Here is a 26,803-nt window from a genome sequence, read left to right on the forward strand (position 1 = left end):
CATTGTCGCGCAAAACCGCCGCGCTTGCAGGCGACGTTTCAGTCGGCCGCAGCGACCGTGGACGACGCCTGCAAGTCGCTACAGGCCTGCTCCAGCGCCGCCTCCAGCTCCACCAGCATGGGCGCCACCTGGTCGAGGCGGCCGGCGTTCGCTGCCGCTTCGAGCTCGGTGCACAGCGCGTGCAGGTGGTTGGAGCTCAGGTAACCGGCGCTGCCCTTCAGGGCGTGGATGGCGGCGGCTGCCGCTTGCGCATTACCGGCGCGGACGGCAGCGCGCGCGGTGCGCAGGCGGCGCGGCGCTTCGTCGAGGAAGGCGTCGGTAATGCGCTGCAAGTGCTTGTGCGACAGGCCGGCCAGCGGCATGATCTGCACTCCCTTGCCCGATTCGGTGCATTCGTTCGCGCGCGCAGGCGCCACGCCGAACTGGGCGTCCAGGTCAGCCTGGCGCGCGCCCGGCAGCAGCGCCGGATCGACCGCGCGCAGCGTGCGGCCGCGCGCCAGGTGCAGCGCGATGATCTTTTCGATCTGGTCGTACAGCAGCCTTTCATCGACCGGTTTGCTGAGGAAACCGTCCATGCCCACGCCAAGATAGCGGGCGCGGTCATGGTCGCTGGCGTTGGCGGTGAGGGCGATGATGGGAATGCCGGCATCGCGCATGCGGTAGTCCTCGTTGCCGCCGGCGCGGATCAGGCGCGTGGCCTGTTCGCCGTCCATCATCGGCATGCGGCCGTCCATCAGCACCAGGTCGTAGTCCGATTCGGCCAGCGCATGCAACGCCTGCAGGCCGTTTTCCACGATATGGATGTCGTGGCCCATGTTTTCCAGCAGCGTGCCGACGATGATCTGGTTGGTGCGCACGTCTTCGGCGCACAGGATGCGCAGGCGATAGGCGTGGTATTCGCGGTGCGGTCCCGTGTCGGGCCCGGCCAGCGGCGCCGCGCCCAGCGCCAGTGGCAGGGTGAACCCGAAGGTCGAGCCCACGCCCACGCGGCTCTCGGCGGCAATGGTGCCGCCCATCAGCTCGACGAGCTCCTTGCAGATGGCCAGGCCCAGGCCGGTGCCGCCGTAGCGGCGCGTGGTGGAGTGGTCGGCCTGCTCGAACTTCTGGAACAGGCGCGGCATGGTATCGGGCGGGATGCCGGGGCCGGTGTCGATGATGTCGAAGCTGACGCTGGCGAGGGGACGGCCGGCGACGGGGGCGAGCGCGGTGGCGTGCAGCCGCACCTCGCCGCGGTCGGTGAACTTGATGGCGTTACCGAGCAAATTGAGCAGGATCTGGCGCAGGCGGGTGGGGTCGCCGCGCACGAAGCGCGGCAGGTCCGGCGCCAGCTCGCAGCGCAGCAGCAGGCTCTTGGCGTCGGCCTGGCCTTGCAGGATGCCGATGGCGTCGTCGATCAGCGCGATCAGGTCGAAGTCCACGGTTTCGATCGACAGCCGGCCGGCGTCGATCTTGGAAAAGTCGAGGATGTCGTTGAGGATGGCCAGCAGCGATTCGCTGTTTTGCAGGCCGATACGCAGGTATTCCTCGGTACGGCCGCGCACCGACTGGTCGCGCATGGCGAACTTGATCATGCCGATCACGCCGGCCAGCGGGGTGCGGATATCGTGGCTCATGGCCGAGAGAAAATCGATGCGATGGCGGCTCACCACCTCGGCGTGTTCCTTGGCCTCGGTCAGTTCGGCGGTGCGTTCCTGTACCCGCTGTTCGAGCGTGTTGCGCAGCAGGCGGATCTGGTCGGCCAGCGCGAAGGCCAGCAGCACGCCGTCGAGGGTGCCGCCCAATAGTGTAAACAACTGGGCGTTGGTCACCAGCGCCGGGATCAGGCCCACGTTGGCCGGCAGGATCACCAGGCTCGGTAGCAGGAGCGCCAGGAAACCGAGCACGAAGAAGCGCGCCGGCTGGTAGCCGCGCCGCCACACCACGATGCCGGTCACCAGCGCCATCGACACCCAGATCGCGATGACGATGGTGGCGATGGTATGGGCGTAGCTGAGCGCGAAAAGGCACGAGGGCAGCGTCAGCAACGGCAGCACGATATTCACGCGGCTGAGCAGGAACAGGCGCGGCGCGTTCTCGCGCAGGCGCAGAAAATTGGTGTAGAACAGGGTGCTGATCACCGGCAGCAGGAAGAACGGCACGTAGTGCCAGTGCAGGTTATGCCAACCGAACATGTCGGCCGACAGGTGGAAGGTCATGCCCCATGCCACCGCGTAGCACAGCACGTACAGCGAGTAGTACAGCGACGAGCGGTCGCGCGTGATCGAATAGATGAAGAAATTGAACACCGCCAGCGCCATCAGCGCGCCGATGGCGCCGATGATCAACACGTTCTCGCGCGCCACCAGGCGCTGATAGTCGGTGCGCGGCAGCGCGGTAAACATCGGCGTGCGCGCGTAGTAGGGGCTGGAGAAGCGGATCAGCACCGGGTAGCTCTTGCCCGGTTCGAGCTGCACGCCCTTGCCGTAGTGGAGCAGGTAGTCGTGCGGCTGGCGGTAGCCGGTTTTCAGCAGCCGCACCTTGCCGTCCGGCTGGTACAGGTAGATGTCGACCACGTCGATCAGGGTGTCGTTGGGATCGAGCACCCAGTCGGTCAGCACGCCGTCGTTGTGCAACTCCGCCACCAGCCAGTAGCCGCCACCGAGCAAATCCACCTTGGCGGCCGGGCGCAGGCCGGCGACCATGGCCGGCAGCGCAGCGGCGCTGGCTGGCGCCAGTTCGCCTTCGTCCAGGTACAGCTTGCCGTCGCGGGCGATGTCGATGGCGACCTGGGTGAGCGCGATGCGCGGGAGCTGGGCAGGCGCCTGGGCGCGAACCTGGCCGGCCAGGCATAGCGCCGCGAGCAGCAGCAACATCAGCGGCAGCGAGGGCGACAGGTGGCGGAGGACTCGGCCCGCGAAGGCGCTAAGCGCGTGGTACATCGTGCAAGCTTTGGTTATTGATATGGATGGATGCCGAGCCGCCGTTGCGGACGCAGGAATCCGGTCATTTTATACGAGAACATATTGGTTTCAGAAAATATGATGTGGTTGTAACATAACAATGCGACAGTTATCATCACCGCTTCCAGCCCTTACCGAGCCCCTCATGTTAATTTCGCCAGAACAGTTCATCGGCTTTCTCAGCGCCGCCTTGCTCATCACGATTTCGCCGGGACCGGACAACCTGATGGTGCTCAGCGTGGGGGTCTCGCGCGGGCGCCGCCAGGGCATGGTGTTCGGTATCGGCTGCGCGCTGGGCTGTTTGAGCCACACCGTGCTGGCCGCGCTGGGCGTGAGCGCGCTGATCGCCGCTTCTCCCACCGCGTTCGGCGCACTGAAGATCATCGGCGGCGCTTACCTGGTGTGGCTCGGCATCGGTGCGCTCCGCAGCCGGGGCGTGGCGCGCGTGGCGCACACCAGCCTGCAAGACGAAAGCCTGGGACGGCTGTTTGCCAAGGGCCTGCTCGCCAATGCCATCAATCCGAAGGTCGTGCTGTTCTTTCTGTCGTTCCTGCCGCAGTTCGTGGCGGCCGAACGCGGCGATGTGAGCTGGCAGACCGCACAACTGGGCCTGCTGTTCACGGCCCAGGCGGCGGTGCTGTTTTCGCTGCTCGGCTATTTTTCCGGTGCGGTGGGCGCGTGGATCAACCGCCATCCCGGCGCCGGCACGTGGATGGACCGGGTGGCGGGGGCGGTGTTCGTGGGCCTCGGACTGAAACTGATTATTTCGCGCTGAGGGCTCTTAAAACGTGCGCGTGTCATCACGCCGTCATGTTGAGGGGAGATACTGATCTCGCTCTTTCAAGTCTCTCCCGATTTGAAATCCTTCAGCCCGCGCCGTTTGTGTCGCGGGCTTTTTTTTATCTGGCAACCAGGGTGAAACGCAGTTCCATCCGGTCTTCCACGGCCATCGCGCCGCCCATCACCGAAAACGGCACCAGCCCGAAATCGGTCTGCTTCAGATCGACCGTGCCGCTCACCGTGATGGCGCTGCCGTCGCGGGTGAATATCACGGGGATGCGATAGTCGCGGGTGACGCCGTGCAGGGTGATGGCCACGCGCAGCGGCTGGTCGTCGGCGATGCGCTCGGCGCGCACGGTGACGACAGGGTAGCGGTCGGCATCGAGCACCTTGGTCAGCATATTGGTGCGAGTGCCGGCCACCGCTTCCGGCGATGGCTGCTTTTCCAGCCCGGCGACCTGGCGCAGCGCCGGCTCGTCCACCGTCATCTGGTCGAGGCGGAACTGGAACTCGGCGCGGTTGTGCTGCGGCGCGACGCTGCCGGTGATGGTGCGCGCGGCCACCACGTGATCGTGGCCCAGGCGCGCCAGCACGCCGCCGCGCCGCACGGTCACGGCGATCAGCGAGCTGGCGCTGTCGATGGCCAGTGCGCCTGTTGCGGGCGTGGCTGGCGGCGCCGCCGTTGCCGAGGCGGCAGGGGCTGCGGCAGATGGGACGGTAGTGGGCGGTGGCAGCGGCGCGCAGGCTGCCAGCACTAGCGTCAGCGCCAGCGTGCAAGCTGGCTGGCGCTGGCGAAATCGGCTGCGCAAGAAAATCGATAACATGGTTACTCGCTTTAGTGTGAACGTCATGGGCTCGTCATATTGCCCGATTATGATGCCAAGCGCTGGTCCCAGCATCTTCCAGTTGGTCGCCGTGTCCAGGTTGGCACGGGAATTCACGGAACATCGCTCAGCGGGCTTGCCGGTGGCCTGAAACACCGGCACCAACCTTTCTTCGATTCGCCCTTCCCATGGCAGGCTTCATGCAGTTTAATGAAGTCCTAAGCCTGTCCTTGCGATTAACTGGCAAAGTAATACCTGTAGCGCGCGGTCAAACCAGACGCCCGGCTGCCGGACCTTCATTCCGGCACAAATTCAGTCCAGACGGCACAGGCATCCATGTTAGCCGCCGGACCACCGGCCATCCCCACGCTTTCGAGCGTTTTGCAACCAGCACCCCCGTAAAGGTGGCGCTGGTTTTTTTTGCCTGTTACTTTTGCTGCGCCAGCCAGGCGTCGATTTCCGGCAGGCGCTCCTTGCGCACCTTGATGCGGTACTGGATCGAGGCAATCGCGACCTTGACGTCGCCGCGCGCATCGGCCGCCAGGTGCTGGTCGGCGTAGGCGTTCAGCTTGTCCACCATGGCCGGATCGGCCGAGTGGCGGACCAGGCCGGGGTAGAAGCGGCTGCGCGAGGTGGCGTCGATTTTCTTTTCCACCTGCGCGCGGTGCGCCATGGCGAAATCGAACGCCAGGTCGGGATGCTGGCTGGCGACGTGGCTGATGATGCTGGCGCTGTTGGTGGCCCCGGCTTCGTCGGAGAGCGCCAGGTCCAGCGCGCGGCGGGCCAGCGCCGGATCGTGGCTGGCGCCCAGCATGCCATATTGCTCGGCCTTGATCATGGCGGCCTGCTCGTTGCGCGCCTCGGCCAGCAGCGCATCCCAGGTGGCGGCATCGGCGTTGGCGGCGATCACGCCCAGGATCGGGCGGCGCAAGGCCACCGGCATGGCGTCCTTGTCGCTGTCGCGCAGCGCGTAGCGGCGGCGAGCTTCGGCCAGCACCGCCGGGTCGTCCATCTCGCCCAGGGCGGCGATCAGCGTGCTGCGCAGGTTGGCCACCGGCGCCGCTTCGCCGGGCGCCGCGGTCCAGCCCACGCGCGCCAGCACCGGCGCCAGGCGCGCGCGCGCAAAGCGCTCAAAAGCGGCGCGCTGCTCCGGCCGGCCCTCGTAGCTGGCGTGCAGGCCGGCCAGGGTACCGGCGATGTCTTCCCACACCTGCGGCGCGGCATCCACCGGCGTGGTGGCCACCAGTTGCAGGTAGCTGGACGCCGGCATGTGACCGGACATGCCCAGCGCACCGGCGTCGGCCAGCAAGCCCATTTGATCGATGGCCGGCAGGTCGGCGAAGCGTTTTGCCAGCGCGGCGAATCCCTTGCTCGTGTACAGCGTGCGGTAGTAGCCGCTCTGACCGGCGTTGACCAGTACCGCGCCGCATTCGGGCAGCGTGATGGTGGCCTTGCCGTCGGCGACCACGGTGCGCACGGTGGCGCCGCCCACGGTCCTGGCGATGACCGGCACGCGCCAGCTCAATGGCTTCTTGGTGGCGTCGTCCTTGGAAAATTCGCCCTGGGTGAGGGCGATGGTGGCCTTGCCGTTCTTGCACACGGCGTCTGCCACGCGGATCAGCGGCACGCCCGGTTGCAGCGTGAAGTCGTGGGCGATCGCCGTCACCGGTTTGTGGGCCGCCTTTTCCACCTGGCGCCACAGGTCGTCGGATACCGTGTTGCCATACGCGTGCTGGGCGATGTACGCGCGCACGCCGCTGCGCCAGGCGTCCGCACCGACGTAGTCTTCCAGCATGCGGATCACCGCCTCGCCCTTCTGGTAGGTGATGTTGTCGAAGGCCTGGCTGGCCTGTTCGACAGTGGCGATGCGCTGCACCACCGGGTGGGTGGATGCAAGGGCGTCGCTGGCCATGGCGCCTTCGCGCGTGTGCACCGCGTGCAGGTGCCAATCCCATTCGGGATGCAGGCGTGCGGTGGTGCGCGATTCCATCCACGATGCAAAACCTTCGTTGAGCCACAGGTCATCCCACCAGGCCATGGTAACCAGGTTGCCGAACCACTGGTGGGCAATTTCGTGGGCGGCGGTGACGAACGTCCGCTCGCGGTTTTCCTGGGTGGCGGTGCGCGGGTCGAGCAGCATCGCGTATTCGAAGGTGAAGATGGCGCCCCAGTTTTCCATGGCGCTGAAGAACTGGCTTTGACCCGGTGCGGCGATGTTGTCGAGCTTGGGCAGCGGGTACTTGACGCCGAAGTAGTCGTTGTACTCGCGCAGCACGTCGCGCGATGCGTCGAGCGCAAACCGGGCCTGGCCCACGTTGCCCTTTTGCGTGATCACGCCGATCTCGGTGCCAGCTTCGGTGGTGGTGGCGCGCTCGAATTCGCCCAGGCCGAAGAACAGCAGGTAGGTGGACATCTTGGGCGACGTGGCAAAGCGCACCAGTTCGCGTCCGTCGGCCAGCCTGGTGGTCGCTGCCACCGGCATGTTCGATACCGCCATCTGGCCGGCGGGAATGGTAGCCTCCAGCGCGAACGTGGCCTTGTAAAACGGCTCGTCCCACGACGGGATCACGCGCCGCGCTTCGGAATTTTCGAACTGCGTGTATAGCGCGCGCTTGGTGGCGCCGCCGTTCTGGTAGTCGAGCGCGAACAGGCCGGCGGCCTGGGTGCCGATCAGGCCCGTGTAGTCGAGCTTGAGCTGGTAGCTGCCAGGCTGCAGCTGGCGGCCGAAGCGGAAGGTGGCGGTCTGCTTGTCTGCGTCGAGATCGATGCCGATGGCAGCTTGGGCCGGCTGACCGGCGCCGGCGCTGAGCGCGGCGCTGGAAAATGCCAGGTCGGCAGCGTTGAGCACCAGGCGGTCGGTGGCCTGCGTGACGGTGAGCGAGATGACCACGCTGGCGCTGAAGGTGCGGGTGGTGGCGTAGGGCGTGAGCGATACCGCGTAATGCGTGGGCACGGCATTGCGCGGCAACTGCGTGGTTTGCCGGACGGCCGGCTGCGCTGCTGCCGGTGCTGCATGGGAGTTTGCCGGGGCCAGTACCGGAGCCAGGGCCAGCGCCGCCATCACGGCGATCGACATCGAACTGCGTTGCATGTGTTTCCTTTTCTTGTTAATTGAGCCAGACCTCAGTTCAGCCACACCCTGAGCAGCGACAGCAGCTGCGCCACATCGACCGGCTTGGTGATGTAGTCGGAGGCGCCGGCGGCGATGCATTTGTCACGGTCGCCCTTCATGGCCTTGGCGGTGAGCGTAATGATGGGCAGCGAGCGAAACCTGGCGATGCGCCGGATTGCGCGCATGGTGTCGTAGCCATCCATTTCCGGCATCATGATATCCATCAGGACGATCTCGATGGACGGATCGCGCTCGAGCACTTCGATACCGTCGCGGCCGTTCTCCGCGAATGATACCTGCATTTGCTGGCGTTCGAGCAGCGACGACAGCGCGAAGATATTGCGCACGTCGTCGTCGACGATCAGCACCGTGCGTCCGGCCAGGCCGCCCTCGGCTGCACGCACATCGTCGAGCAGCTGGCGCTGGGCTGCGGTCAGGTGCTGCGGCGACCGGTGCAGGAACAGCGCGGTCTGGTCCAGCAGGTGCGCGGGCGAGCAAGCCACGCTGATCACCATGGCGTCGGCGCCGGCGCTGGTGGTTCGCTGTTGCAGCCGCGCGCGATCGGTATCGGCGGCAGAATCGGCATCGGCATCGGCAGCGACCATCACCACCACCGGCAGGTCGCGCAGCGCGCGGTTGGCGGCGATGGCGTCCAGCAGCGCGAAGGCGCCGCTGTCGGGCAGCGCCAGGTTCAGCGCCATGCAGTCGACGTGCTGCTCACGCATGGCCGCGAGCGCGGCCATGCCGCTGTCCACCGCCACGATCTCGAGGTCGTCGGCCGCGAGCAGCGCCACCGTAGCGGCGCTGGCGGCCGCGTCGTGGTCCACGAGCAGCAGGCTGCGCCTGCTACCGGCGGCAAAGCGGCGAATGTGCGCAAACAGGTCGCGCAGCGCCGCGCGGTCCGCCGGCTGGTACTGGTAGAGATCGAGGTACAAGCACACGTACGACAGGGCGCCCAGGCGCAGCGCCTGCTGGCGGTCCTGCGCCTGTTCGCGCCGGTTCGACAGCGCGTGTACCGGAATGTGGCGGGTTCCGGGATCGCGTTTCAGGCGCGCCAGCACGGTGAGACCGTCGATATCGGGCAGGTCGAGGTCGAGCAGGATGGCCGAGGGCAGGTAGTCGCGCGCCAGGCTCAGGGCCGAGTCGCCGCTGGCCGTCACCACGCCTTTGAAATGCTGGGCGCGCGCCAGGTCCAGCAACATCGCGGCCAGGCGTTCATCGTCGGCGATGATCAGCAGGGACGGATCGCCGGGCGCGAGCAGCGCGCGGTCGTCGTGGTGGTCATGGTAGTCGATGTCGTCTGGCGTCTGCTCGTGCGGCAGGAATGGCGATTCCACGGGCTGGGCTGCCACTGCGTTGACCACCGCTTTCGGCGCCGGCACCGTTTCCGCAGCGACGAAGCCGGCGCGGTGCCAGGGCAGAAAGAGGGTAAAGGTTGACCCCCCGCCCAGCACCGATTGCACCCGGATCTCGCCGCCCAGCAGGCGCGCCAGTTCGCGCGAGATCGACAGCCCCAGGCCGGTGCCGCCGTACTTGCGGGCGGTGGAGCCGTCGGCCTGCTGGAACGCCTCGAAGATCAGTTGCAGCTTGTCGGCCACGATCCCCACGCCGGTGTCGGTGACGGCGAACGCCAGCACCGCGTGGGCGTGGCACAGGGCGGGGTGGTCGCTGGAATAGCCGGCGTCGGCCAGGCCGATGGTGAGCGCCACGCGCCCATGCGGAGTAAACTTGAAGGCGTTCGACAGCAGGTTTTTCACGACCTGCTGCAGGCGCGTGGTGTCGGTCACCAGGCTGGCGGGCAGGTCGTCGTCCAGCGCGATCGAAAAGTCCAGGTGCCTGGCTTCGGCCATGTGGCGGAAGGTCCGCTCGACGTAATGGTGCAGGTGTTCGAAACGGTATTCCGAGAACTCCAGCGTGACGGTGCCCGATTCGATCTTGGACAGGTCGAGGATGTCGTTGATCAGCGTGAGCAGGTCGGAGCCGGAACCATGGATGGTGCGGGCAAATTCCACCTGTTTGCCGGAGAGGTTGCCGTCCGGATTGTCGGCCAGCTGCTGCGCCAGGATCAGGAGGGAGTTGAGCGGCGTGCGCAGCTCGTGCGACATATTGGCCAGGAACTCTGACTTGTACCGCGACGACAGCGCCAGCTGGGTAGCCTTTTCTTCCAGTGCCAGCTTGGCCTGCTCCACCTCGACATTCTGCTCCGACAGCAGGCGGGCCTTGTCCGCCAGTTCCTGGTTGGTCTGGCGCAGCTCCTGCGCCAGCGATTGCGACTGCGTGAGCAGCGACCCGGTGCTGCTGCCGGCGTCCAGGACCGCGCCGTTGGCCATGATCTGGTTGAGCGTCGCGGCCACCTGGCCGGCCACCCCGGCCAGGCCGGACGGCATGCGTGCGCTGAAGTCGCCGTCTTGCAGGGCGCGCAGCGTTGCGAGCACCAGCCTGGCGTCGATCTTGTCGCCCGGTTCGGTCATGGGATTCATCGGTGGTCATCCTCGGGCAGGGCGGTACAAACGCATATTGTAGCAATCCCGCCAGCACCCGCCGCTTCAGCGCCCCGGATCGTAGGCCTTCCACGGCTCGGTGCCGAGCTTCAGCATGTACTTGCCGTGGTATTCGAGCATGGTGGAACCCTCGTTTTCGGCAACGTAGGGCGTCAGCGGCAGGCCGGCCAGGTAATCGGACGGCGCGAAGCCGGCCGCGTCGAACGGCGGCTTGTCCAGCATGGCCGAGACAATGTGCGACAGCGCCAGGTAGCTGGTGGCGTCGTTGACGTGCACGGTGCCACCCAGCGCATGCGCGCCCGGACCGATGACCTTGATCGCGACCGGCACGTTGGTCAGCGCGGGCGTCGGGATATCGCGCAGGCCGGCCACCTGCATCTTGTCGCCGCGCACGGCGGCACCGTGCTCGGGCACCACCACCACCACCGCGCGCCGGCCGCTGCGTTCGAGCTGGGTCATGAATTGCCCGATGTCGTCGAGCAGTTTCGCCGCGCGGATGCGGTAGGTGCCGCTGCTGTCCTTGCCGGCGTTGGGACCGTTTACGAAGTGGTTGCCGTCATGCAGACTGATGGTGTTGTAATACAACGCCACCCGCGCCGCGCCGTCGCTGGCGCGCGCCGTGGCCCAGCGGTTCAGCATGGCGCCATCGTCGTACACGGCCGAATCGTCGAAAGCGCGCAGCGGCGCCGGCACGCCGGCCAGCGGCGTGGCTGCCACAGACAGGCCCTGCTTGCGCAGCAGGCCGATGAAGTCGTCGAAGTGGCCGTCGTGGTTCATGGCCATCTGCTGCGTGAAGCCGGCTTTTTCCAGGCCGGGCATCAGCGCGCAACGGTCGCCGGGGGGATCGTAGATGCCGGTGTGCGACTGCTGCCCGCACGGGCCGCGCATCAGGCGGATCGCCGCCGGGCCACTGTACGAGGCGGCCGAATTGAAGTGGTGGAACAGCAGGTCGGCCTGCTTGAGCACCGGGTGCTGGTCCAGTCCCACGGTCTGCAGATCGTCCCACGACAGCGAGCAGATATGGATGAAGATCAGGTCGAACGGCGTGCTGTTCGCTGCCGGCGGCTTGAAGGTGGCGCTGCGTTTGCCTTCGCGTTCGAAGAATTGTTGCAGCGCCAGTTGCGGCGTCTCGCCCGCAACTGCGCCCGGCGTCTGCACCGCCACCGCAGCCAGCACCGGGGCCTGTTCGGCCTGATTGGCGCGCAACTGCTGCAATCCCACCGCGCACAACATGGCCGCCGTCAGCACGCCCAGGCGCAAATAGCTGGCGGCAACGCGGCAGACTACCCAGATCAGCACCAGCAGTGCAACAAGTTCCCATTGGATGAAGCGCCCGGCCAGCTCGACCAGGTAGCCCGGACTGAAGCTGCCTACCAGGTGCGCTTGCGACCACAGCCGGTTGAACGGCGGCAGGAAAGAATCGTAGTAAAGCAGGCTGACCGCAGCCGGAACGGCCACGATGTTACGCAAGGCGCGCAGCCGCGCGCTGCGCAACGGCAGGCTCAGCAGCGCAAGGAGGGCCAGGTTCGCCAGCGGGTGCAGCCCGATCAGGCCGCGCCAGAACAGCAATAGCTTGGCGATGAAATAAAAGCTCCAGCCACCCAGGGCCAGGCGTGGCGGCGGCGAAGGCACTTCTTCCTCGGCGGCGCGTCCGGACAGGGGATCGGTCAAAGCGCACGCCCCTCGCTGTCGGATTGGGTGGGCGGCGTGTAGCGCTTGATCAGCTGCGGCTTGAAATGACGGCGCTGATAGCGTTCGCGCCATTGTGCCAGCGGGGTGCGCAGCCGGTGGCCGCAAACCAGGCCGATGGCGAAGATGGCAAGCATGATGATCAGGTTCATGGTGTATTCAGTATTCTGTCAGATGGCAGGTGGTGATCAAGGCGCCGTCCAGGCGACGGTCAGCCTGGAAGCCAGCGGCAGGGGGCGGCGCGAAGCGGGCGCGACGGCGACATGGCGCTGCGGCGCTGGGCCGTTGTTGGTCGTACCCGCAACAGGTGCCGAAGCCAGCGCCTTGCCCGGTTGCTGAATGGTGGTGGCGGCCAGGGCCGCGCCCAGGTCGGCAACGCCGCGCGCCCGCCGGGCCAGTGCGGCGCAGGCATCGGCAATGTCGCGCGCGGTGGGGTAGCGGCTTTCGACGCTGAACAGCTCGCTCAGCGGCAGGCGCAGCAGCGACTTCATTGCAGCGGCCAGGTCGGCCTCGCGGCAGGCGTACAGGAACAGGTAGACGGCGTCGGCGTCGGCCGTGACGAGGTCGCCGGCACGGCGGGTCTGGCAGTAGCGCAGGGCGTCGAGCGGCGTCAGGCCCTTGACCAGGGTCAGCCTGACCATGCAGCTTTCGATGCGGTATTCCTGGCAGCGCTGCATGCTGGACTGCACTGCCGCCAGGAAGGCATCCGGCGCCAGGTAGCCTTGCTGCTGTTCCGGCATGGCGGCAGCCACTGCCATCTCGTACGAGGCCGGCAATTCATGCTGGAAGACCTGGTCGCGTACTGCCACGCACAGGCTGCTCACGCGCGACAGGCTGATGCCATCCGGCATCACCAGGTTCGCGCCCAGGTGCATCAGCAGCGCTTCCTGGCTTTGCCGCATGTGCTGGTGCAATTCCCGCACCACGATCTTGACCCGGCGGCCGCAGCTGCGGCGCAGGTCCAGCACGGTGCGCGCCAGCCCATCGAAGCTGGCGCCGCCGTCGAACGGCAGCATCAGCGTGGCGCTGGGGTGGATCGCCGCCTCGGCCTGCAAGGTGGCGGCGTCGTCCAGCAACTGCCATCCGGCCCCGGCGGTTTCGCCGGCCAGCAGCGCGCCGCGCAGCGCCAGCATGTGCAGGGCTTCGTCGGCTGCTGGCGCGGCGTTGCGGCTCGCTTGCGGCGGCGCCAGCCGGCAGGCGCCGGCGTCATCGACCAGCAGTGGCTGGATCATGTCGCTGCTGACACCGTCGGCATGGTGCCAATGAAACGTTTGCCAGGTTTGCTGGCCCTGCCTTCCGCACAGGCGGGCGATGCCGCCAAACAGCGCGGCGCACGGGCGCAGCACGCGCATCGGGTCAAGCGCGTCGGCCTGCGCGCTGCGCAGCACCAGCACCAGGATCTTGTTGTCGCGCTCGGCCCAATCGCGCAGTTGGCGGGCCAGCACCAGGTTGTGCTGTACGTCCTCGCCGAACAGCACGTCGGCATGGTCGAGCAGCACGGTGGTTGAATGTTGGTGAGCTTGTCGGCCAACCTGGGCCAGCTCTTCGGCCAGCCGCGCAACTTGGCCGGCGCCGCCGGGGAAGGCCGATTCGAACATGGTCAGGTGGCCGCTTGCCAGCTGCGCCGCGAGCGCGCCCGCCGGGCCGCAGGCCAGGATCTCGCCCAACTGCCGGCGTGGTGCGACCAGGCAGACGCCCTGCGCGTCAGCCTGGCCCAGCGTGGCGTAGATCAGGTGGTCGAGCCGGGCCAGGCCGTCTTCCGCGAGCGCATACACCAGGCCGCGACGCAGGCTGGTGTTGGCGGCGGTAATGCCGGCGACATAGCGGGGATGATCCGAATAAGACATATTTTTAGCGACGCTCCTATCATGAATGACGATATCGGCGAGCGTAACTTGGGGAGCGCCTGGCAGGACACGCGAAGTGTGTCGGCCAGACCAGGGTTGGGGGTCCGAACTGCCATGGCTTTAATTGTAATCGAGGAATTTCTTTTTGGGAATATACAAGTTTTCAAAGAAATGATTCCGTACAACATGAAACAAAAATTTCATAGCCATACTAATGGTTTCTGTGGTTCAATTTAGTCTTGTACTGCAAGATTGCTGCCCAACACATGCGGAATCTGCTTCCCTCTCTTTATATTTTGGAAGGCATTCACGCTATGATGGACTACAGCCAGGCACGACCCCTCGTGGACGATGCCCCCAGCGACATTGCAACGCTCTACACCCGCTTCGGCCAGGCCGGCGCCGCCGGAAACTACCAGGAAATCGTGCGCGACCAGTCCGCGATGAATGCCGCTCTGCGTTGGCCGCTCCTGGCCGAAATGCAAGGCGTCGCCACGCCGTTCCACGTCACCGAAGATACTGCCAGCGCCGATCGTCAGTCGTGAAAACAGTTGCAATTATCGGCGCCAATGGCGGCGCCGGCGTGACCACGGTCGCTGCCCACCTGGCGGCCGGACTGTTTGCTGCGGGACGCTCCGTGCTGGCGGTCGATGTCAACCCGGACAACCTGATGCGCCTGCACCTCGGCATGGCCTGGGATGACCCGCGCGGGTTTGGCCAGGCCCTCGCCGCCGGCACCGACTGGCACGAGGCCGCCTATCGCAGCGCCGCCGGCGTCGACTTCCTGCCCTTCGGCGATCTCGCCAGCGATGCCGAGCTGACCCGTCTTGGTGATTACATGACCAGCCACCCGCAATGGCTTCGCTCCGCCTTGGCGTCACTGACGCTGCCCGGCGAGACCATCGTGGTATGCGATTGCCCGCGCCTGCCGTCGCCGTTTGCGGCGCAAGTGCTGGCGACCGCCGACCTGGTGCTGGTGGTGATGGAACCGGACCCGATTTCCTATGCCGTGGCAACCCGCATGGCCGCGCGCGCCAACGCGCCGGGCAGGCCGCCTGCGTTGTTGCTGCTGAACCAGTTCGAGCCGGCCCGCGCGCTGCATCGCGACATCACGGTGCTGCTGCGCAGCGCTTTCCGCGCCAGCATGTCGCCGGTCGCCATTCACCGCGACGCCTACGTGGGCGAAGCGCTCGGCTGCAAGCAGACCGTGTTCGAGTTCGCGCCGCCCAGCCAGGCAGCGCACGAGTTCGCGGCGCTGTCCACCTGGGTGCTGACCCGCCTGGCACTCGCAGGAGGACAGTGACATGGCCGCATCCTTTGGCGTCCGGCTCGGTGCGCTGCTGGGCGTGAGCGCGGGTGCCCGCTGGCCGCGCATGCTGGCCGAGCTGCTGCTGCGCGACCCGGCCCATGCGCCATGGAGCGCGGCGGCCCGCCAGCGCATCGGCGCCAGCTTTCCCCACATCGACCTGGCGCGCCCGCGCTGGGCCGACCCGTTGCGCGTGCTGTTGCAATGCCTCTGGCTGTTGCTGGTGCGCACCCAGCCGGTCAAGCCGCCGGTCTGGCAGATGCCGCCAGTGCTGTTGCGCCTGCACGTGCCGGCCTTGCGCGGCTGGCGCCGGGTACAGGGCTGGCTGCCGCAGTTCGACCGCGACCGCGCGGAAACGTTGATCGAGGGCGCCGCCGACCACAGCAGGTGGGACCATCCGCTGCTGCGCACCAGCGCCTACGTGGTAGCGGCCGCGCTGGCCATCCTGTGCATCACCACGCCGTTTTCTCTGGCCGCGCAAGCCGTGTTCGTGGTGATGCTGTGGGTGATTGCGCTGATCATGCGCCAGATCCCGGGGCCGGTCGCCACGCTGCTGCTGATCGTGCTGTCGGTGACCGCGTCGTCGCGCTACATGTGGTGGCGCCTGACATCCACGCTGAACTGGGACGAGCCGCTCGATTTCTTTTGGGGCATGCTGCTGCTGGGCGCGGAAACCTATACCTGGCTGATCCTGCTGCTGGGCTACCTGCAGAGCGCCTGGCCGCTGCGGCGCCAGCCGATGGCCATGCCGGCGGCGCTGCACGAGTGGCCGACGGTGGACGTCTACATCCCGACCTACAACGAGCCGCTCAAGGTCGTGATGCCGACCGTGTACGCCGCCGTCGGCATCGACTGGCCGCGCGACAAGATCAATGTGTACCTGCTCGACGACGGCCGGCGCGACGAGTTCCGTCGCTTTGCCGCCGAGGCGGGCGTCGGCTACATCGTGCGTCCCGATAACAACCACGCCAAGGCCGGCAACCTCAATCACGCCATGAAGCTGACCAATGGCGAATACATCGCCATCTTCGATTGCGACCATATTCCCACGCGCACCTTCCTGCAAACGACGATGGGCTGGTTCCTGCGCGACGACAAGCTGGCGCTGATGCAGACGCCGCACCACTTCTTCTCGCCCGATCCGTTCGAGCGCAACCTCGGCATGTTCCGCCGCACGCCCAACGAGGGTGAGCTGTTCTACGGCGTGATCCAGGACGGCAACGACCTGTGGGACGCCACCTTCTTCTGCGGCTCGTGCGCGGTGCTCAAACGCGGTCCGCTCGAGGAAGTGGGTGGCATCGCGGTCGAAACCGTGACCGAGGACGCCCACACTGCGCTCAAGATGCAGCGCCTCGGCTACCATTCGGCCTACATCAACATGCCGCTGGCGGCCGGCCTGGCCACCGAGAGCCTGTCGGCCCACATCGGCCAGCGCATCCGCTGGGCGCGCGGTATGGCGCAGATTTTCAGGCTCGACAACCCGTTCCTCGGCAAGGGGCTGAGCTGGGCCCAGCGCATCTGCTATGGCAACGCCATGCTGCACTTCCTCAACGGCGGGCCGCGCCTGCTGTTCCTGACCGCGCCGCTGGCCTTCCTGTTCTTCCACGCCTACGTGATCTATGCGCCGGCCATCGCGGTGATGCTGTTCGTGCTGCCGCACATGGCGCACGCCAACCTGACCAACTCGCGCATCCAGGGCAGCCACCGGCACTCGTTCTGGGCCGAGGTGTACGAGACGGTGCTGGCGTGGTACACCGTGCGTCCCACCATGGTGGCGCTGATCAATCCGGGCAAGGGCAAGTTCAACGTCACCGCCAAGGGCGGGTTGGTCGAGCGCGACTACTTCGACTGGACCATCTCGCTGCCTTACCTGGTCATCGTCGGCCTCAATATTGCCGGCCTGCTGGCCGGAGTGGGGCGCCTGATCTGGGGGCCATCCACCGAAATCGCCACCACGGTCCTGAACCTGTTCTGGACCGTGTACAACATCCTGCTGCTGGGCGGCGCCATTTCGGTCGCCTCCGAAACGCGCCAGGTGCGCCTGTCGCACCGCGTGGCGATCCGTTTGCCGGCGGTGCTGCACCAGCCCGATGGCCGCCTGCTGCGGTGCGAGACGATCGACTTTTCCGATAGCGGCTGCGCGCTTGCCGTGGCGCTGGCCACCGGCCTGCAGCGCGACGACCGCGTGATGGTGTCGTTGTGGCGCGGCGAAGAAGAGCACGCGTTCAGCGCCAGCGTGATCTCGTCCGACGCCACCCAGGTGCGCCTGCAATGGGTGCTGGCCACCCAGGAGGAACGCATGATGCTGATTCAATGTACCTTTGCCCGCGCCGATGCCTGGGTGTCGTGGACCGATGGTCGCAAGGACGACAGGCCGCTCGATGGCCTGCACGCCGTGCTGCGGGTGGGCGTGCTGGGCATCGTCCGGCTGTGCCAGCACGCCACGCCGGCCGGCGGCGCCGCCTCCCGGCGCCTGCGCAACAGCGGCGCTTGGCTGCGCGGCGTGCTGCCGCGCCAGCCGCGCGCACCGCAGTAGCCTCCCTTTCAATACCAGACAACGACCTTGACGACAGTGACTACCATGCGCCGACTTTTACTGATTATCCTGAGCCTGACCAGCTGCGTGCTGACCGCCGCGCCAGGCCCGACCAAGCCGGCCAGCGGACCGACGGCAATGCCCGCCGCTGGCCCGATGTCTGCGCCGCTGTCTGCGCCGATCACTGCGCCGGTGACGACCGGCGCCGCCGATGGCGCCGGCCCGGCCGTCACGCGCACCTATCCGCTGTCGGGCATGGGCGGCGGCACGGTGCTGCGGCTGCGCACCACCAACGGCATCGAGGTCGTGCGTTTCGGCGCACGTGCCGACGAACTGGTCACGCGCGCCGTGCTGCGGCTGCGTTACAGCTACTCGCCGGCCCTGATCCCGGGCCAGTCCCACATCAAGGTGCTGCTCAACGACGAGGTGCTGACGGTGCTGCCGGTCACACCGGAAAACGCCGGCAAAACCCTCACCAGCGACATCGAGATCGACCCGCGTGTGCTCACCGACTACAACGCGCTGGCGCTGCAGTTCATCGGCCATTACACAGACAAGTGCGAAGACGCACTGCACTCGAGCCTGTGGGCCGAAGTGAGCGGCGCCAGTACGCTGCAACTGACGGTGCGTCCGCTGGCGGTAGCCACCGACCTGGCGCGGCTGCCCGAACCGTTCTTCGACCTGCGCGACAGCCGCCGCCTGACGCTGCCGTTCGTCTTTGCCGCCAAGCCTACGCACGCCACCTTGCGCGCCGCAGCGGTCAGCGCCTCGTGGTTCGGCAAGCTGGCCGCCTGGCGCGGCAGCCGTTTCCCGGTCACGCTGAACCAGCTGCCGCAAGGCCACGCGGTGGTGTTTGCGACCAATACCGAACGGCCGGCGGCGCTGGCGACGCTGGCGCCATTTGCCGGCCCGTCGATTTCGGTGATCCGCAATCCGGCCGATCCGTTCGGTTTGCTGCTGCTCGTTGGCGGGCGTGATGCCGCCGACTTGAAGGCTGCCGCCGACGCCCTGGCGCGCGGCAGCGCCGCGATGAGCGGCAGCCAGATCGCGGTGGCCGCCTCGCGCACCGAGCGTCCGCGCGCCGCCTACGATGCGCCCAACTGGGTGCGCATGGACCGCCCGGTCAAATTCGGCGAGCTGGTGGAAGACAAGCAGCAGTTGCAGGTGTTCGGCCACGCGCCGGCGCCGGTGCGCATTAACTTGCGCATTCCGCCCGACCTGTTTACCTGGCATAGCCGCGGCGTGCCGGTATCGCTCAAGTTCCGCTATACGCCGCCGATCCGCGCCAGCGAATCGCGCATGAGCATGAGCATCAACGATGAACTGCTGGCGTCGCTCAACCTGCGCTCGTCCGGCCAGGGCGGCGACTCGGCTCACCTGGTGCTGCCGCTGCTGGAAAACGGCCTGCTCGGTGACGGCAAGGAAGTGCTGGTGCCCGCGTTCAAACTGGGCAGCCGCAACCAGATGCAGTATTCGTTCTCGTTCAGCTACCAGAAGGAAGGGCCGTGCGAAACCCAGATCGACAACGTGCGCGCCATGATCGATGCCGATTCGACCATCGACTTCTCCGGCTACCCGCACTATGCCGAGATGCCGAACCTCGGCTACTTCGCCAGCGCCGGCTTCCCGTTTTCCAAGTTTGCCGACCTGGCGCAGACCACGGTGGTGCTGCCCGACGCGCCTGCCGCGCAGGATATCGAAGTGATGCTGGGGTTGCTGGGCCGGGTGGGCGAATCGACCGGTTACCCGGCCACGCTGGTGGAAGTGACTACCGCCGGCAACGACACCCTGCTCAAGGACCGCGACCTGCTGGTCATCGGCGCCGCCGGCCAGCAAAAGCTGTTGCAGCGCTGGTCGGCCAAGCTGCCCGCAGCGCTGGACGGCCGCACCCGCAAGATCAGCCAGCCGGTATCGACCGCCAGCAGCCTGTTCGACTGGCTGGGCTTTGGCACCAACCCCGATCCGCAGGTGGCCAGCTCGGAGTCGCTGAGCGGCAGCGGACCGATGGCGCTGATGACCGGCTTCGAATCGCCGATCACGGCCGGCCGCAGCGTGGTGGCGGTCACCGCCGGCACGCCGCAGGACATGCTGCAAGTGCTCGATGCGCTGGCCGACGAGGTGACCGTGCGCAGCTTGCAAGGCAGCGCTGCGTTCGTCAGCGGCAAGCGCGTCGAGAGCATGCTGGTGGGCGACACCTACAAGCTCGGCGAGCTGCCGTGGTGGACCCTGATCTGGTTCCACATGTCCGGCCACCCGGTCCTGCTGGGCTTGATGGGCGTGCTGGCGGTGCTGGTGATCGCCTTTGCGCTGTGGCGCTCCCTGCGCGCGATCGCCGCGCGCCGCCTGAAAGTGGACCAGCGCTGATGGCCCGTCTGCGTCCAGCGGCCTTGTGGCTGGCGGCGGCATGCCTGGCCGCGCCGGCTAGCACCTTGCCTGCGCTGGCCGCATCCGCATCCGCGTCCGTGCCGACGCCGGCCGCGCGCGCGGACACCGGCGCCGTCGATGCCGTGCTCAGGCGCGCCAGCTTCTGGGAAGAGCGCGGCAACGACGAGCTGGCGCTGGTGGCGCTCGACAAGGTACTGCGCCTGGCGCCCGACCACCAGGACGCGCTGGGACGCCTGGCCATGATCGAGCTGCGCCTGCAGCGCGCTCCCGCAGCGGCGGCCGCCATCGCCCGCCTGCAGCGGCTCAACCCCCGTCATCCGGCGCTGGCGCTGTACCAGGCGCAGCAGAAGCAACAGCAGGGCGACGGCGCCCAGCGCTGGCGCAGCGCGCGCGCGCTGGCCCGCTCGGGCCGCGTGGACGAAGCACTGCGCATCATGGACGCGATGAAGGCCAGCCAGCCGCTCGACAGCACCATGCAGATGGATTACTACCAGGTGCTGGCCCGTACCAAAGACGGGCGCGACAAGGCGCACCTGGGCCTGCGCGAACTGCTGCGCCAGCAGCCCGACAATATTGCGCTGCAATTGGCCGTGGCCAGGCTCGATCTGAACCAGCGGCCCAACAACGGCGCCGCGCTCACCGCGGTGATGCGCATCAGCGCCATGCCCCGGTTCGGGGCGGCGGCGCGCGATATCTGGCGCAGCGCCATGCTGGCGCTTGACCCCGAACCCGCCAGCCTGGTCCTGATCGACCGCTACATGCAGGACGAAAGCGGCGAGGATAGCGCGGTGCGTGAGCAGCGTGCCGCCCTGGTGCGCGGCATCGAGCAGCGCCGCCAGCTTCTGGCCGACCCCGGCTACCGCGCCCATCTTGACGGCCTGGCGCTGCTCGAGGCCGGCCAGCTCGAACAGGCCGAACAAAAATTCAACCAGGCCCTGTTGACGCGGCCGAACGATGGTGACGTGCTGGGTGGACTGGGCACGGTTTATCTGCGCCAGGGGTTGCACGACCAGGCGCAGCAGCAGTTCCAGCGCGCCCAGCGTGCCGATCCCGAGCAGCAGCGGCGCTGGAAATCGATGGAGCGCACCGCCCGATTCTGGGGCCTGATGCGGGCCGCGCGCGATGCTACCGAAGGCGCTGCCGGTGCCGTCGATTATGCGCTGGCCGCGCGCCTGCTCGGCCAGGCGCGTGAGCTCGATCCGGGCGAACCTGCGGTGCTGCTGGCACAGGCCCGCTTGGCCGAGCTGCGTGGCAATCACGCCGAGGCCGAAAAGCTGTTGCGGCAGGCACTGGCCGTGGTGCCTGAACCGTCGGGCGCGCGCGCGGACACGGTTGAATTCTTCCAGCGCCAGGGCCGCGACGCCGAAGCGGAACAACTCGCCGCGCAGGCGCCGCCCGCACAACGGCAGGCGTTGCAGCGCGATATCGCGCTCAGCCGCGCCACGCGCCTGCAACAGCAGGGCGACGCGCTGGTAGCGGCAGGCGATGCGCGCGGCGCCCTGGAACTCTACGAACAGGCAGCGGCGCTGGACGACGCCGACCCCTGGCTGCGCTACGCGATGGCACGCGCCTATGCCGCCCAAGGCGAACCGCAGCGCGGCTTTGCCGCGTTCGACCAATTGCTGGCAGCCCATCCCGACGATCCAACCGCACGCTACGCCTATGCGCTATTCCAGGGTAACCAGGCGCGCGAGGCCGAGGCGCTGGCCATGCTGGCCACGATCAAGCCTGAGCAGCGCACGCCGGAGATGCAGCGCCAGGCGGGCCGCTTCGAGGTCGGTCTGGCCACGCAGCGCGCACGCGCGCAGGCGCTGAGCGGCGCACGCACCGCTGCGCTGGCCGGGCTGCAGGCCGCAGCCCAGCGCTACGCGGCCGAACCGGACCGCTTGCTCGACCTCGCCGATGCCATGGCCGATATCGAGGCGCCCTCTGCGGCGCTGGCGGCCTTGAAAGTCCTGCCGAAGGACATCAATCCCGACCAGGCGATCCGCAGCGCCCGCATCCTGTCGGACGCCGGGGCTAGCGCCGAGGCGCTGGCCGTCCTCAACGGTTTGCAGCCGGCCACCTTGTCGGCGCAGGACGCCACCGCGTGGGATACGGCGGCGGACGCCATTGCGCTGGCCACCGCACGGCGCCTGCGTGGCGCCAGACAATACCCGGACGCCTTGCAGGCGCTGGCGCCGCGCCTGGCCGCGCATGACGATAGCGCGCCGCTCCGGGCCGAACGAGCGCGCATCGAAAGGGCGATGGGACAGCCGGCACCGGCGCTGGCCAGCTACCGCAAGCTGCAGGCGCTGGAACCGGATAACGCCAGCCATGGCGCTGCGCTGGTGGAGCTGCTGGTGGAGACAGGACAGCGCACCGAGGCGCGCGCGGAGATCGACCGCTTGCTCGCTGGCGGCGCGCCGCAGGATCCGCAGGTGGCCGCCGACCTGGCCAGTGCGCTGGTCGACCTGGATGACCAGGCCGGCGCGGCCCGCCTGGTGTGGCCGGCGTTGGCCGCCCATCCCGGCAACCTGGCGCTGCTCGACCGCGCGGGCGGGCTGGCCGTGCGCGCGGGGCAGGTGGACCAGGCCATCGGCTACTACCAGCAAGGCAATGCCCTGGCCGGCCCGGTGCTGGAATCGTACCGGGTCAACCGCCTGGCGGAACTGCTGGACAAGCGCGAGGCCTGGGTATCGAGTGCGCTCAACCACGAGGCGCGCAGCGGCACGCCCGGCCTGTCGCAACTGGGCATGGATACCCTGGCGCTGGAATACAAGTTGCGCCAGCCGGGGCCGGACCGGGTGGCGCTGCGCGCCGACATCGTCGACATCCGTGGCGGCCTGCTCGATCCGGCCTTGCCGGACGCGCGCAACGCCGGCACGGTGCTGCTGTGCTTCCCGCGGTGCACGGCGCCAGCGGCCAGCCAGAACGCGCACGGCATCGCCTTGAACGCGGGCTGGGAGCGCGGTCCATGGAAGGCTGACGTGGGCACCACGCCGCTGGGCTTCCCCGTGACCACGCTGGTTGGCGGGGTCACGTACCAGGGCGACCTGGGACCGGTCGGCTACGCGGTCGAAGCGTCGCGCCGGGCGCTGACGTCGAGCCTGCTGTCCTACGCCGGCATGACCGACCCGGCCACCGGCAAGGTATGGGGCGGTGTCACGCAGAACGGCATGACGCTGTCCGCCAGCCGCGACGACGGCGGCGCCCTGGGCCTGTGGACCAACGCCGGCGTCCACAGTTTTACCGGCAAGGATGTGCAGACCAACCGCCGCCTGCAATGGATGGGGGGCCTGATCGGCCGCGTGATCAATACCGACAACCGGCTGTTGTCGGTGGGCGTGACGGCGATGGTCTGGCGCTTCACCAAGAACGTGGGCGAATACACTTTCGGGCACGGCGGCTATTACAGCCCGGCCTCGTATAAATCGGTGTCGCTGCCGGTCACTTACGGCGAGCGCATCGGTCGCCTGTCGTTCACGGTGCGCGGCGCCGTCTCGCGGTCGCTGTCACAGACCAGGGCGGCCGATTATTTTCCGACCGACAGTGCATTGCAAAGCCAGGCCGACGCCCTGGTCGCCACCAATTTCTTCGAGCCGCGCTACGGCGCCGGCGCCGGCACCAGCAAGAGCGTCGGCCGTTCGCTGGCGACCACGCTGGAATACCAGGTGCGCAAGAATATGTTTATCGGCGGCAGTTTCAGCCTGGACCGTTCGATCGACTACGCACCGAACCGCTTCATGTTGTACCTGCGGTTTGCGCCCGACGGCGTGGCTGCCAGGCCGGTGCCGTTCCCGCCGGTGCCGGCACCGGTGCGCTGATAGCCAGTTTCAACCTAACTTGAGCAATTCTCACCAATTCTTCCACTGGTTTCATTCTGGCATTAATAGTATGCTTCCGTTGCAACTTTTTGCATTCGTGAAACCATCTCATGCTCACATCGGGTACCAGTACCAGTAGATTCAACGCCGCGCGGCTGCTGCTGTGGGGCGCCGGGTGGGCGTTGGCCGTGGCCGTGGGCGTGGCCGCGTATTTCGTGGGCGAACGCATTGTCGATGCCGATGCGCGCCAGCGGTTCGACCACGTGGCGCGCAGCACCCAATACGCGATTTCCGTGCGCATCAAGGCGTACGCCGGTGTCACGCGCGGGCTGGCGGCGCTGGTGCGGGCCAGCGACGATGCCGACCGGCGCCAGATCCTGCAATACGTCGATGGCCTGGAGCTGCCACGCCAGTTTCCGGCCGTGGTGTCGATGACCTGGGAGCCCGACTCCGGTGCGGCGGTCGTCGTCCATCCGGGCACCGCCCCGGCTGGGGCCGAGGGGGTGCTCGGCATGCGCCTGCCAGTCTACCGTCCCGGCCTGGCGCAGGTTGATGCAGCGCAGCGGCGGGCTGCGTATCGCGGCATGGTGAGTCTGAACTTTTCGGTCGCCAGGCTGATGCAGGTGGTGCTGGACGAGACCATGGTGCGCGGCGTGCAGCTGGACCTGTACGCGGACGGCAGCGTCGATGCCGACCGCCGCCGGCTGGTGATCGAGCCGCGCGACCGGCTGCTGTTCAGCGAGCGTGGCGCCGAACCTGTTGCGGCCATGGCGACCGCCGATTATTTCGAGTCGGTGCTGCCTGTCGATTTCAACGGGGCGTTATGGAAGGCGCGCTTCCGGGTGCGCAAGCAGGCATTGCGCAATGGTTTTGACGTGTACTTCCCACTGGCGGCCGGGGTGGCGGGCGGCGCCGGCACGCTGCTGCTGTACAGCTACCTGGCCGTGCTGTACCGGTCGCAGCGGCGCGCGGTCAAGCACCGGGTGATGCTCGACACGGTGCTCAACAACCTCGACGCCCACGTCTACATGAAGGATCAGTACCGCCGCTACCTCTACGTCAACCCGAAGATGGCCGAGCACCTGGGGCTGCCGGCGGCGCAGATCGTCGGACGGCGCGATCGCGAGCTGATGCCGGAAGAGAAGGCCGATGCCGTGTGGGCGCTGGAGGAGCCGGTGTTTGCCGACGGTCTCAAGCGCGCCAGTGAAACGCAGCATGCCGGTCAAGGCGGCGTGACGCAGTACCATTGGAGCGTACGGGTGCCGGTCACGCTGGGGCGTTCGGTGGCGGCGGTGATCGGCGTCTCGACCGACGTCACGGAGATGCACCGGTTGAAGCAGCGGGCCGACACTGCCAACCGCGCCAAGAGCGACTTTTTGTCGAACATGAGCCACGAGATCCGTACGCCGATGAACAGCATCATCGGCATGGCACACCTGGCGCTGAAGAGCGTTACCCATCCCAAGCAGCGCGACTACCTTCAAAAGATTTACCATTCGGGCCAGCACCTGCTGGGCATCATCAACGACATTCTCGATTTTTCCAAGATCGAGGCGGGCAAGATGGACCTCGAAGTACTCGATTTTTCGATCGACCGGCTGCTCACCAATCTGACCAGCCAGCTGGGCGACCTGGCCACCGCGCGCGGGCTGGAACTGGTCTACGACATCAATCCCGACCTGCCGCGCCAGCTGCGCGGCGACCCGCTGCGGCTCGAGCAGGTGCTGATCAATTTCACCAGCAACGCCATCAAGTTTTCCGAGCGGGGCCGGGTGCATGTGCGCGCGCGCCTGCTGGAACAGCATGACCAGCACCTGCTGGTGCGCTTCGAGGTGCAGGACCGCGGCATCGGCATGAGCGAGGACCAGGTGGCGCAGCTGTTCCAGTCGTTCCAGCAGGCCGACAATTCCACCACCCGCCGCTACGGCGGCACCGGCCTGGGACTGGTCATCAACCAGCAGCTGGCGGAGTTGATGGGCGGCCGGGTGGGGGTGGAGAGCCGGCCCGGCGCAGGCAGCACTTTCTGGTTCACGGCGCGCCTGGACCTCCCGTTTGATGCCCTGGCCATGGACGACGACGCTGGCGTGCCGGGTAGCGCTGACACCAGCGCGGTCGACCCGCTGCAGGCCGGCCTGTTCGAGAGCCTGCGCGGCGCCTCGATCCTGCTGGTGGAGGACAATATCTTCAGCCAGCAGGTGGGGCAGGAACTGCTGGAAGACGGCGGCGCCACCGTGTGCGTGGCCAACAACGGCAAGGAAGCGATCGACCTGCTGCTCAAGGAGCGCTTCGATTGCGTGTTGATGGACGTGCAGATGCCGGTCATGGACGGCTTCGAGGCCACCCGCCTGATCCGCGCCCACCCGAAACTGTCCGGCACCCTGGTGATCGCCATGACCGCCAACGCCGGCCGCGAAGACCAGCAGCGCTGCATGGACGCCGGCATGGACGAATTCGTCACCAAGCCGGTCGCGCCACGGCTGCTGTTTGCCACCCTGGCCAAGTGGCTGGCCCAGCGCGCCGCCACGCCGTCCGCGGCGCCGCGGCCGCTGGCGCCGCCGCCGCCGTCGTTCTTCACCATGGCCGACGGCAGCGCCACGGCGGCCGGTGCTGCGGTGTTGCAGGCCGCGCTGGCCGACCTGCGGCCGGATGCGCATCATCCGCAACCAGCGCAGCCGCAGGCGTTGCCACCGTCGCCGCCAGCGCCGCCGGCAGAGGGCGACCTGTTCGACATCTACGCGCTGGCGCAAACCTTTGCCGGCAAGCCGGACAAGATGCGCAAGTACACGCTGCTGTTCCTCGACTCGGCGCGCGAGACCATGGTGGAAATCGACGCCGCACTGGCTGCCGCCGACCTGGCGCGGTTATCGGAACTGGGCCACCGCCTGAAGTCGTCGGCGCGCGCAGTGGGCGCCATGCGCTTCGGCAACCTGTGCCTGGCGCTGGAACAGGGACGCCGGGACGCCGATATCGCCAGGGCTTGCGCGCTGGTGGCGCAGATGCACGCGCTGTTGCTGCTGCTGGGCCCGCACATGGAGCAGGAACTGCTGGCTTACGACCCCGGCTAGGGCGATAATACGG

At 67.4% G+C, this 26,803-nt stretch carries 14 protein-coding genes; 7 read left to right on the top strand and 7 right to left on the bottom strand.

The features are described from left to right. Positions 1-38 precede the first annotated feature (38 nt). Positions 39-2,852 (bottom strand): ATP-binding protein, encoded by a 2,814-nt coding sequence (locus J2X54_RS19355; RefSeq protein WP_310182715.1) that lies wholly within the window; start codon positions 2,850-2,852, stop codon positions 39-41. A 232-nt stretch (positions 2,853-3,084) separates the two neighbouring features. Between J2X54_RS19355 and J2X54_RS19360 the strand changes: the two genes are divergently transcribed. Beyond that, a complete protein-coding gene (locus J2X54_RS19360) occupies positions 3,085-3,714 on the top strand; it encodes a LysE family translocator (protein WP_310182717.1) in 630 nt (209 codons plus the stop codon). Positions 3,715-3,838: 124 nt separating this feature from the next. Here J2X54_RS19360 and J2X54_RS19365 read toward each other — a convergent pair whose 3' ends face one another. From J2X54_RS19365 to bcsE, 6 genes are all read right to left on the bottom strand, one after another. Further along, the gene (locus J2X54_RS19365) at positions 3,839-4,543 is read right to left on the bottom strand and encodes a YceI family protein (RefSeq protein WP_310182719.1); all 705 of its coding nucleotides are present in this window, start codon (positions 4,541-4,543) and stop codon (positions 3,839-3,841) included. Positions 4,544-4,970: 427 nt separating this feature from the next. Beyond that, complete coding sequence (locus J2X54_RS19370; protein WP_310182721.1) at positions 4,971-7,634, bottom strand: M1 family metallopeptidase; 2,664 nt, start codon at positions 7,632-7,634, stop codon at positions 4,971-4,973. A gap of 32 nt (positions 7,635-7,666) precedes the next feature. Next, positions 7,667-10,135, bottom strand: a complete 2,469-nt coding sequence (locus J2X54_RS19375) for a response regulator (protein WP_310182722.1) — start codon at positions 10,133-10,135, stop codon at positions 7,667-7,669. Between the two features lie 66 nt (positions 10,136-10,201). Then, positions 10,202-11,827 carry a cellulose biosynthesis protein BcsG gene (gene bcsG / locus J2X54_RS19380; protein ID WP_310182724.1) on the bottom strand — a complete coding sequence of 542 codons (1,626 nt, stop codon included), beginning with the start codon at positions 11,825-11,827 and terminating at the stop codon, positions 10,202-10,204. After that, complete coding sequence (locus J2X54_RS19385) at positions 11,824-11,997, bottom strand: hypothetical protein (RefSeq protein WP_167359022.1); 174 nt, start codon at positions 11,995-11,997, stop codon at positions 11,824-11,826. Before J2X54_RS19385 ends, bcsG begins: the two co-directional genes overlap by 4 nt. Before the next feature lie 36 nt (positions 11,998-12,033). After that, entirely contained in the window at positions 12,034-13,692 is a 1,659-nt protein-coding gene (gene bcsE / locus J2X54_RS19390) for a cellulose biosynthesis protein BcsE (protein ID WP_310182728.1), read from the bottom strand. A gap of 344 nt (positions 13,693-14,036) precedes the next feature. Between bcsE and bcsR the strand changes: the two genes are divergently transcribed. The 6 genes from bcsR (at position 14,037) to J2X54_RS19420 (ending at position 26,790) form a co-directional block, all read left to right on the top strand. Next, the gene (gene bcsR / locus J2X54_RS19395; RefSeq protein WP_310182729.1) at positions 14,037-14,237 is read left to right on the top strand and encodes a BcsR/BcsP family cellulose biosynthesis protein; all 201 of its coding nucleotides are present in this window, start codon (positions 14,037-14,039) and stop codon (positions 14,235-14,237) included. Then, on the top strand, positions 14,234-14,995 hold the full coding sequence (bcsQ, locus tag J2X54_RS19400) for a cellulose biosynthesis protein BcsQ (protein ID WP_310182731.1): 762 nt from the start codon (positions 14,234-14,236) through the stop codon (positions 14,993-14,995). Before bcsR ends, bcsQ begins: the two co-directional genes overlap by 4 nt. A gap of 1 nt (position 14,996) precedes the next feature. Beyond that, the gene (gene bcsA / locus J2X54_RS19405) at positions 14,997-17,534 is read left to right on the top strand and encodes a UDP-forming cellulose synthase catalytic subunit (protein WP_310182733.1); all 2,538 of its coding nucleotides are present in this window, start codon (positions 14,997-14,999) and stop codon (positions 17,532-17,534) included. A 45-nt stretch (positions 17,535-17,579) separates the two neighbouring features. Continuing rightward, entirely contained in the window at positions 17,580-19,898 is a 2,319-nt protein-coding gene (bcsB, locus tag J2X54_RS19410; protein WP_310182734.1) for a cellulose biosynthesis cyclic di-GMP-binding regulatory protein BcsB, read from the top strand. Then, on the top strand, positions 19,898-23,725 hold the full coding sequence (locus J2X54_RS19415; RefSeq protein ID WP_310182736.1) for a cellulose synthase subunit BcsC-related outer membrane protein: 3,828 nt from the start codon (positions 19,898-19,900) through the stop codon (positions 23,723-23,725). The genes bcsB and J2X54_RS19415 overlap by 1 nt, the downstream gene beginning before the upstream one ends. A gap of 110 nt (positions 23,726-23,835) precedes the next feature. Then, positions 23,836-26,790, top strand: coding sequence for an ATP-binding protein (locus tag J2X54_RS19420; RefSeq protein ID WP_310182738.1), 2,955 nt, complete (start codon positions 23,836-23,838; stop codon positions 26,788-26,790). Positions 26,791-26,803 lie beyond the last annotated feature (13 nt).

The sequence above is a fragment of the Duganella sp. 3397 genome (assembly GCF_031456625.1).
Lineage (GTDB): Bacteria > Pseudomonadota > Gammaproteobacteria > Burkholderiales > Burkholderiaceae_D > Rugamonas > Rugamonas phyllosphaerae.

Bases quoted from the DNA above. Each gene is read 5' to 3' on its own strand.
- J2X54_RS19355 (WP_310182715.1), bottom strand. From the start codon at position 2,852: ATGTTGCTGCTGCTCGCGGCGCTATGCCTGGCCGGCCAGGTTCGCGCC.
- J2X54_RS19360 (WP_310182717.1), top strand. From the start codon at position 3,085: ATGTTAATTTCGCCAGAACAGTTCATCGGCTTTCTCAGCGCCGCCTTG.
- J2X54_RS19365 (WP_310182719.1), bottom strand. From the start codon at position 4,543: ATGTTATCGATTTTCTTGCGCAGCCGATTTCGCCAGCGCCAGCCAGCT.
- J2X54_RS19370 (WP_310182721.1), bottom strand. From the start codon at position 7,634: ATGCAACGCAGTTCGATGTCGATCGCCGTGATGGCGGCGCTGGCCCTG.
- J2X54_RS19375 (WP_310182722.1), bottom strand. From the start codon at position 10,135: ATGAATCCCATGACCGAACCGGGCGACAAGATCGACGCCAGGCTGGTG.
- J2X54_RS19385 (WP_167359022.1), bottom strand. From the start codon at position 11,997: ATGAACCTGATCATCATGCTTGCCATCTTCGCCATCGGCCTGGTTTGC.
- bcsE (WP_310182728.1), bottom strand. From the start codon at position 13,692: ATGTCTTATTCGGATCATCCCCGCTATGTCGCCGGCATTACCGCCGCC.
- bcsA (WP_310182733.1), top strand. From the start codon at position 14,997: ATGGCCGCATCCTTTGGCGTCCGGCTCGGTGCGCTGCTGGGCGTGAGC.
- bcsB (WP_310182734.1), top strand. From the start codon at position 17,580: ATGCGCCGACTTTTACTGATTATCCTGAGCCTGACCAGCTGCGTGCTG.
- J2X54_RS19415 (WP_310182736.1), top strand. From the start codon at position 19,898: ATGGCCCGTCTGCGTCCAGCGGCCTTGTGGCTGGCGGCGGCATGCCTG.
- J2X54_RS19420 (WP_310182738.1), top strand. From the start codon at position 23,836: ATGCTCACATCGGGTACCAGTACCAGTAGATTCAACGCCGCGCGGCTG.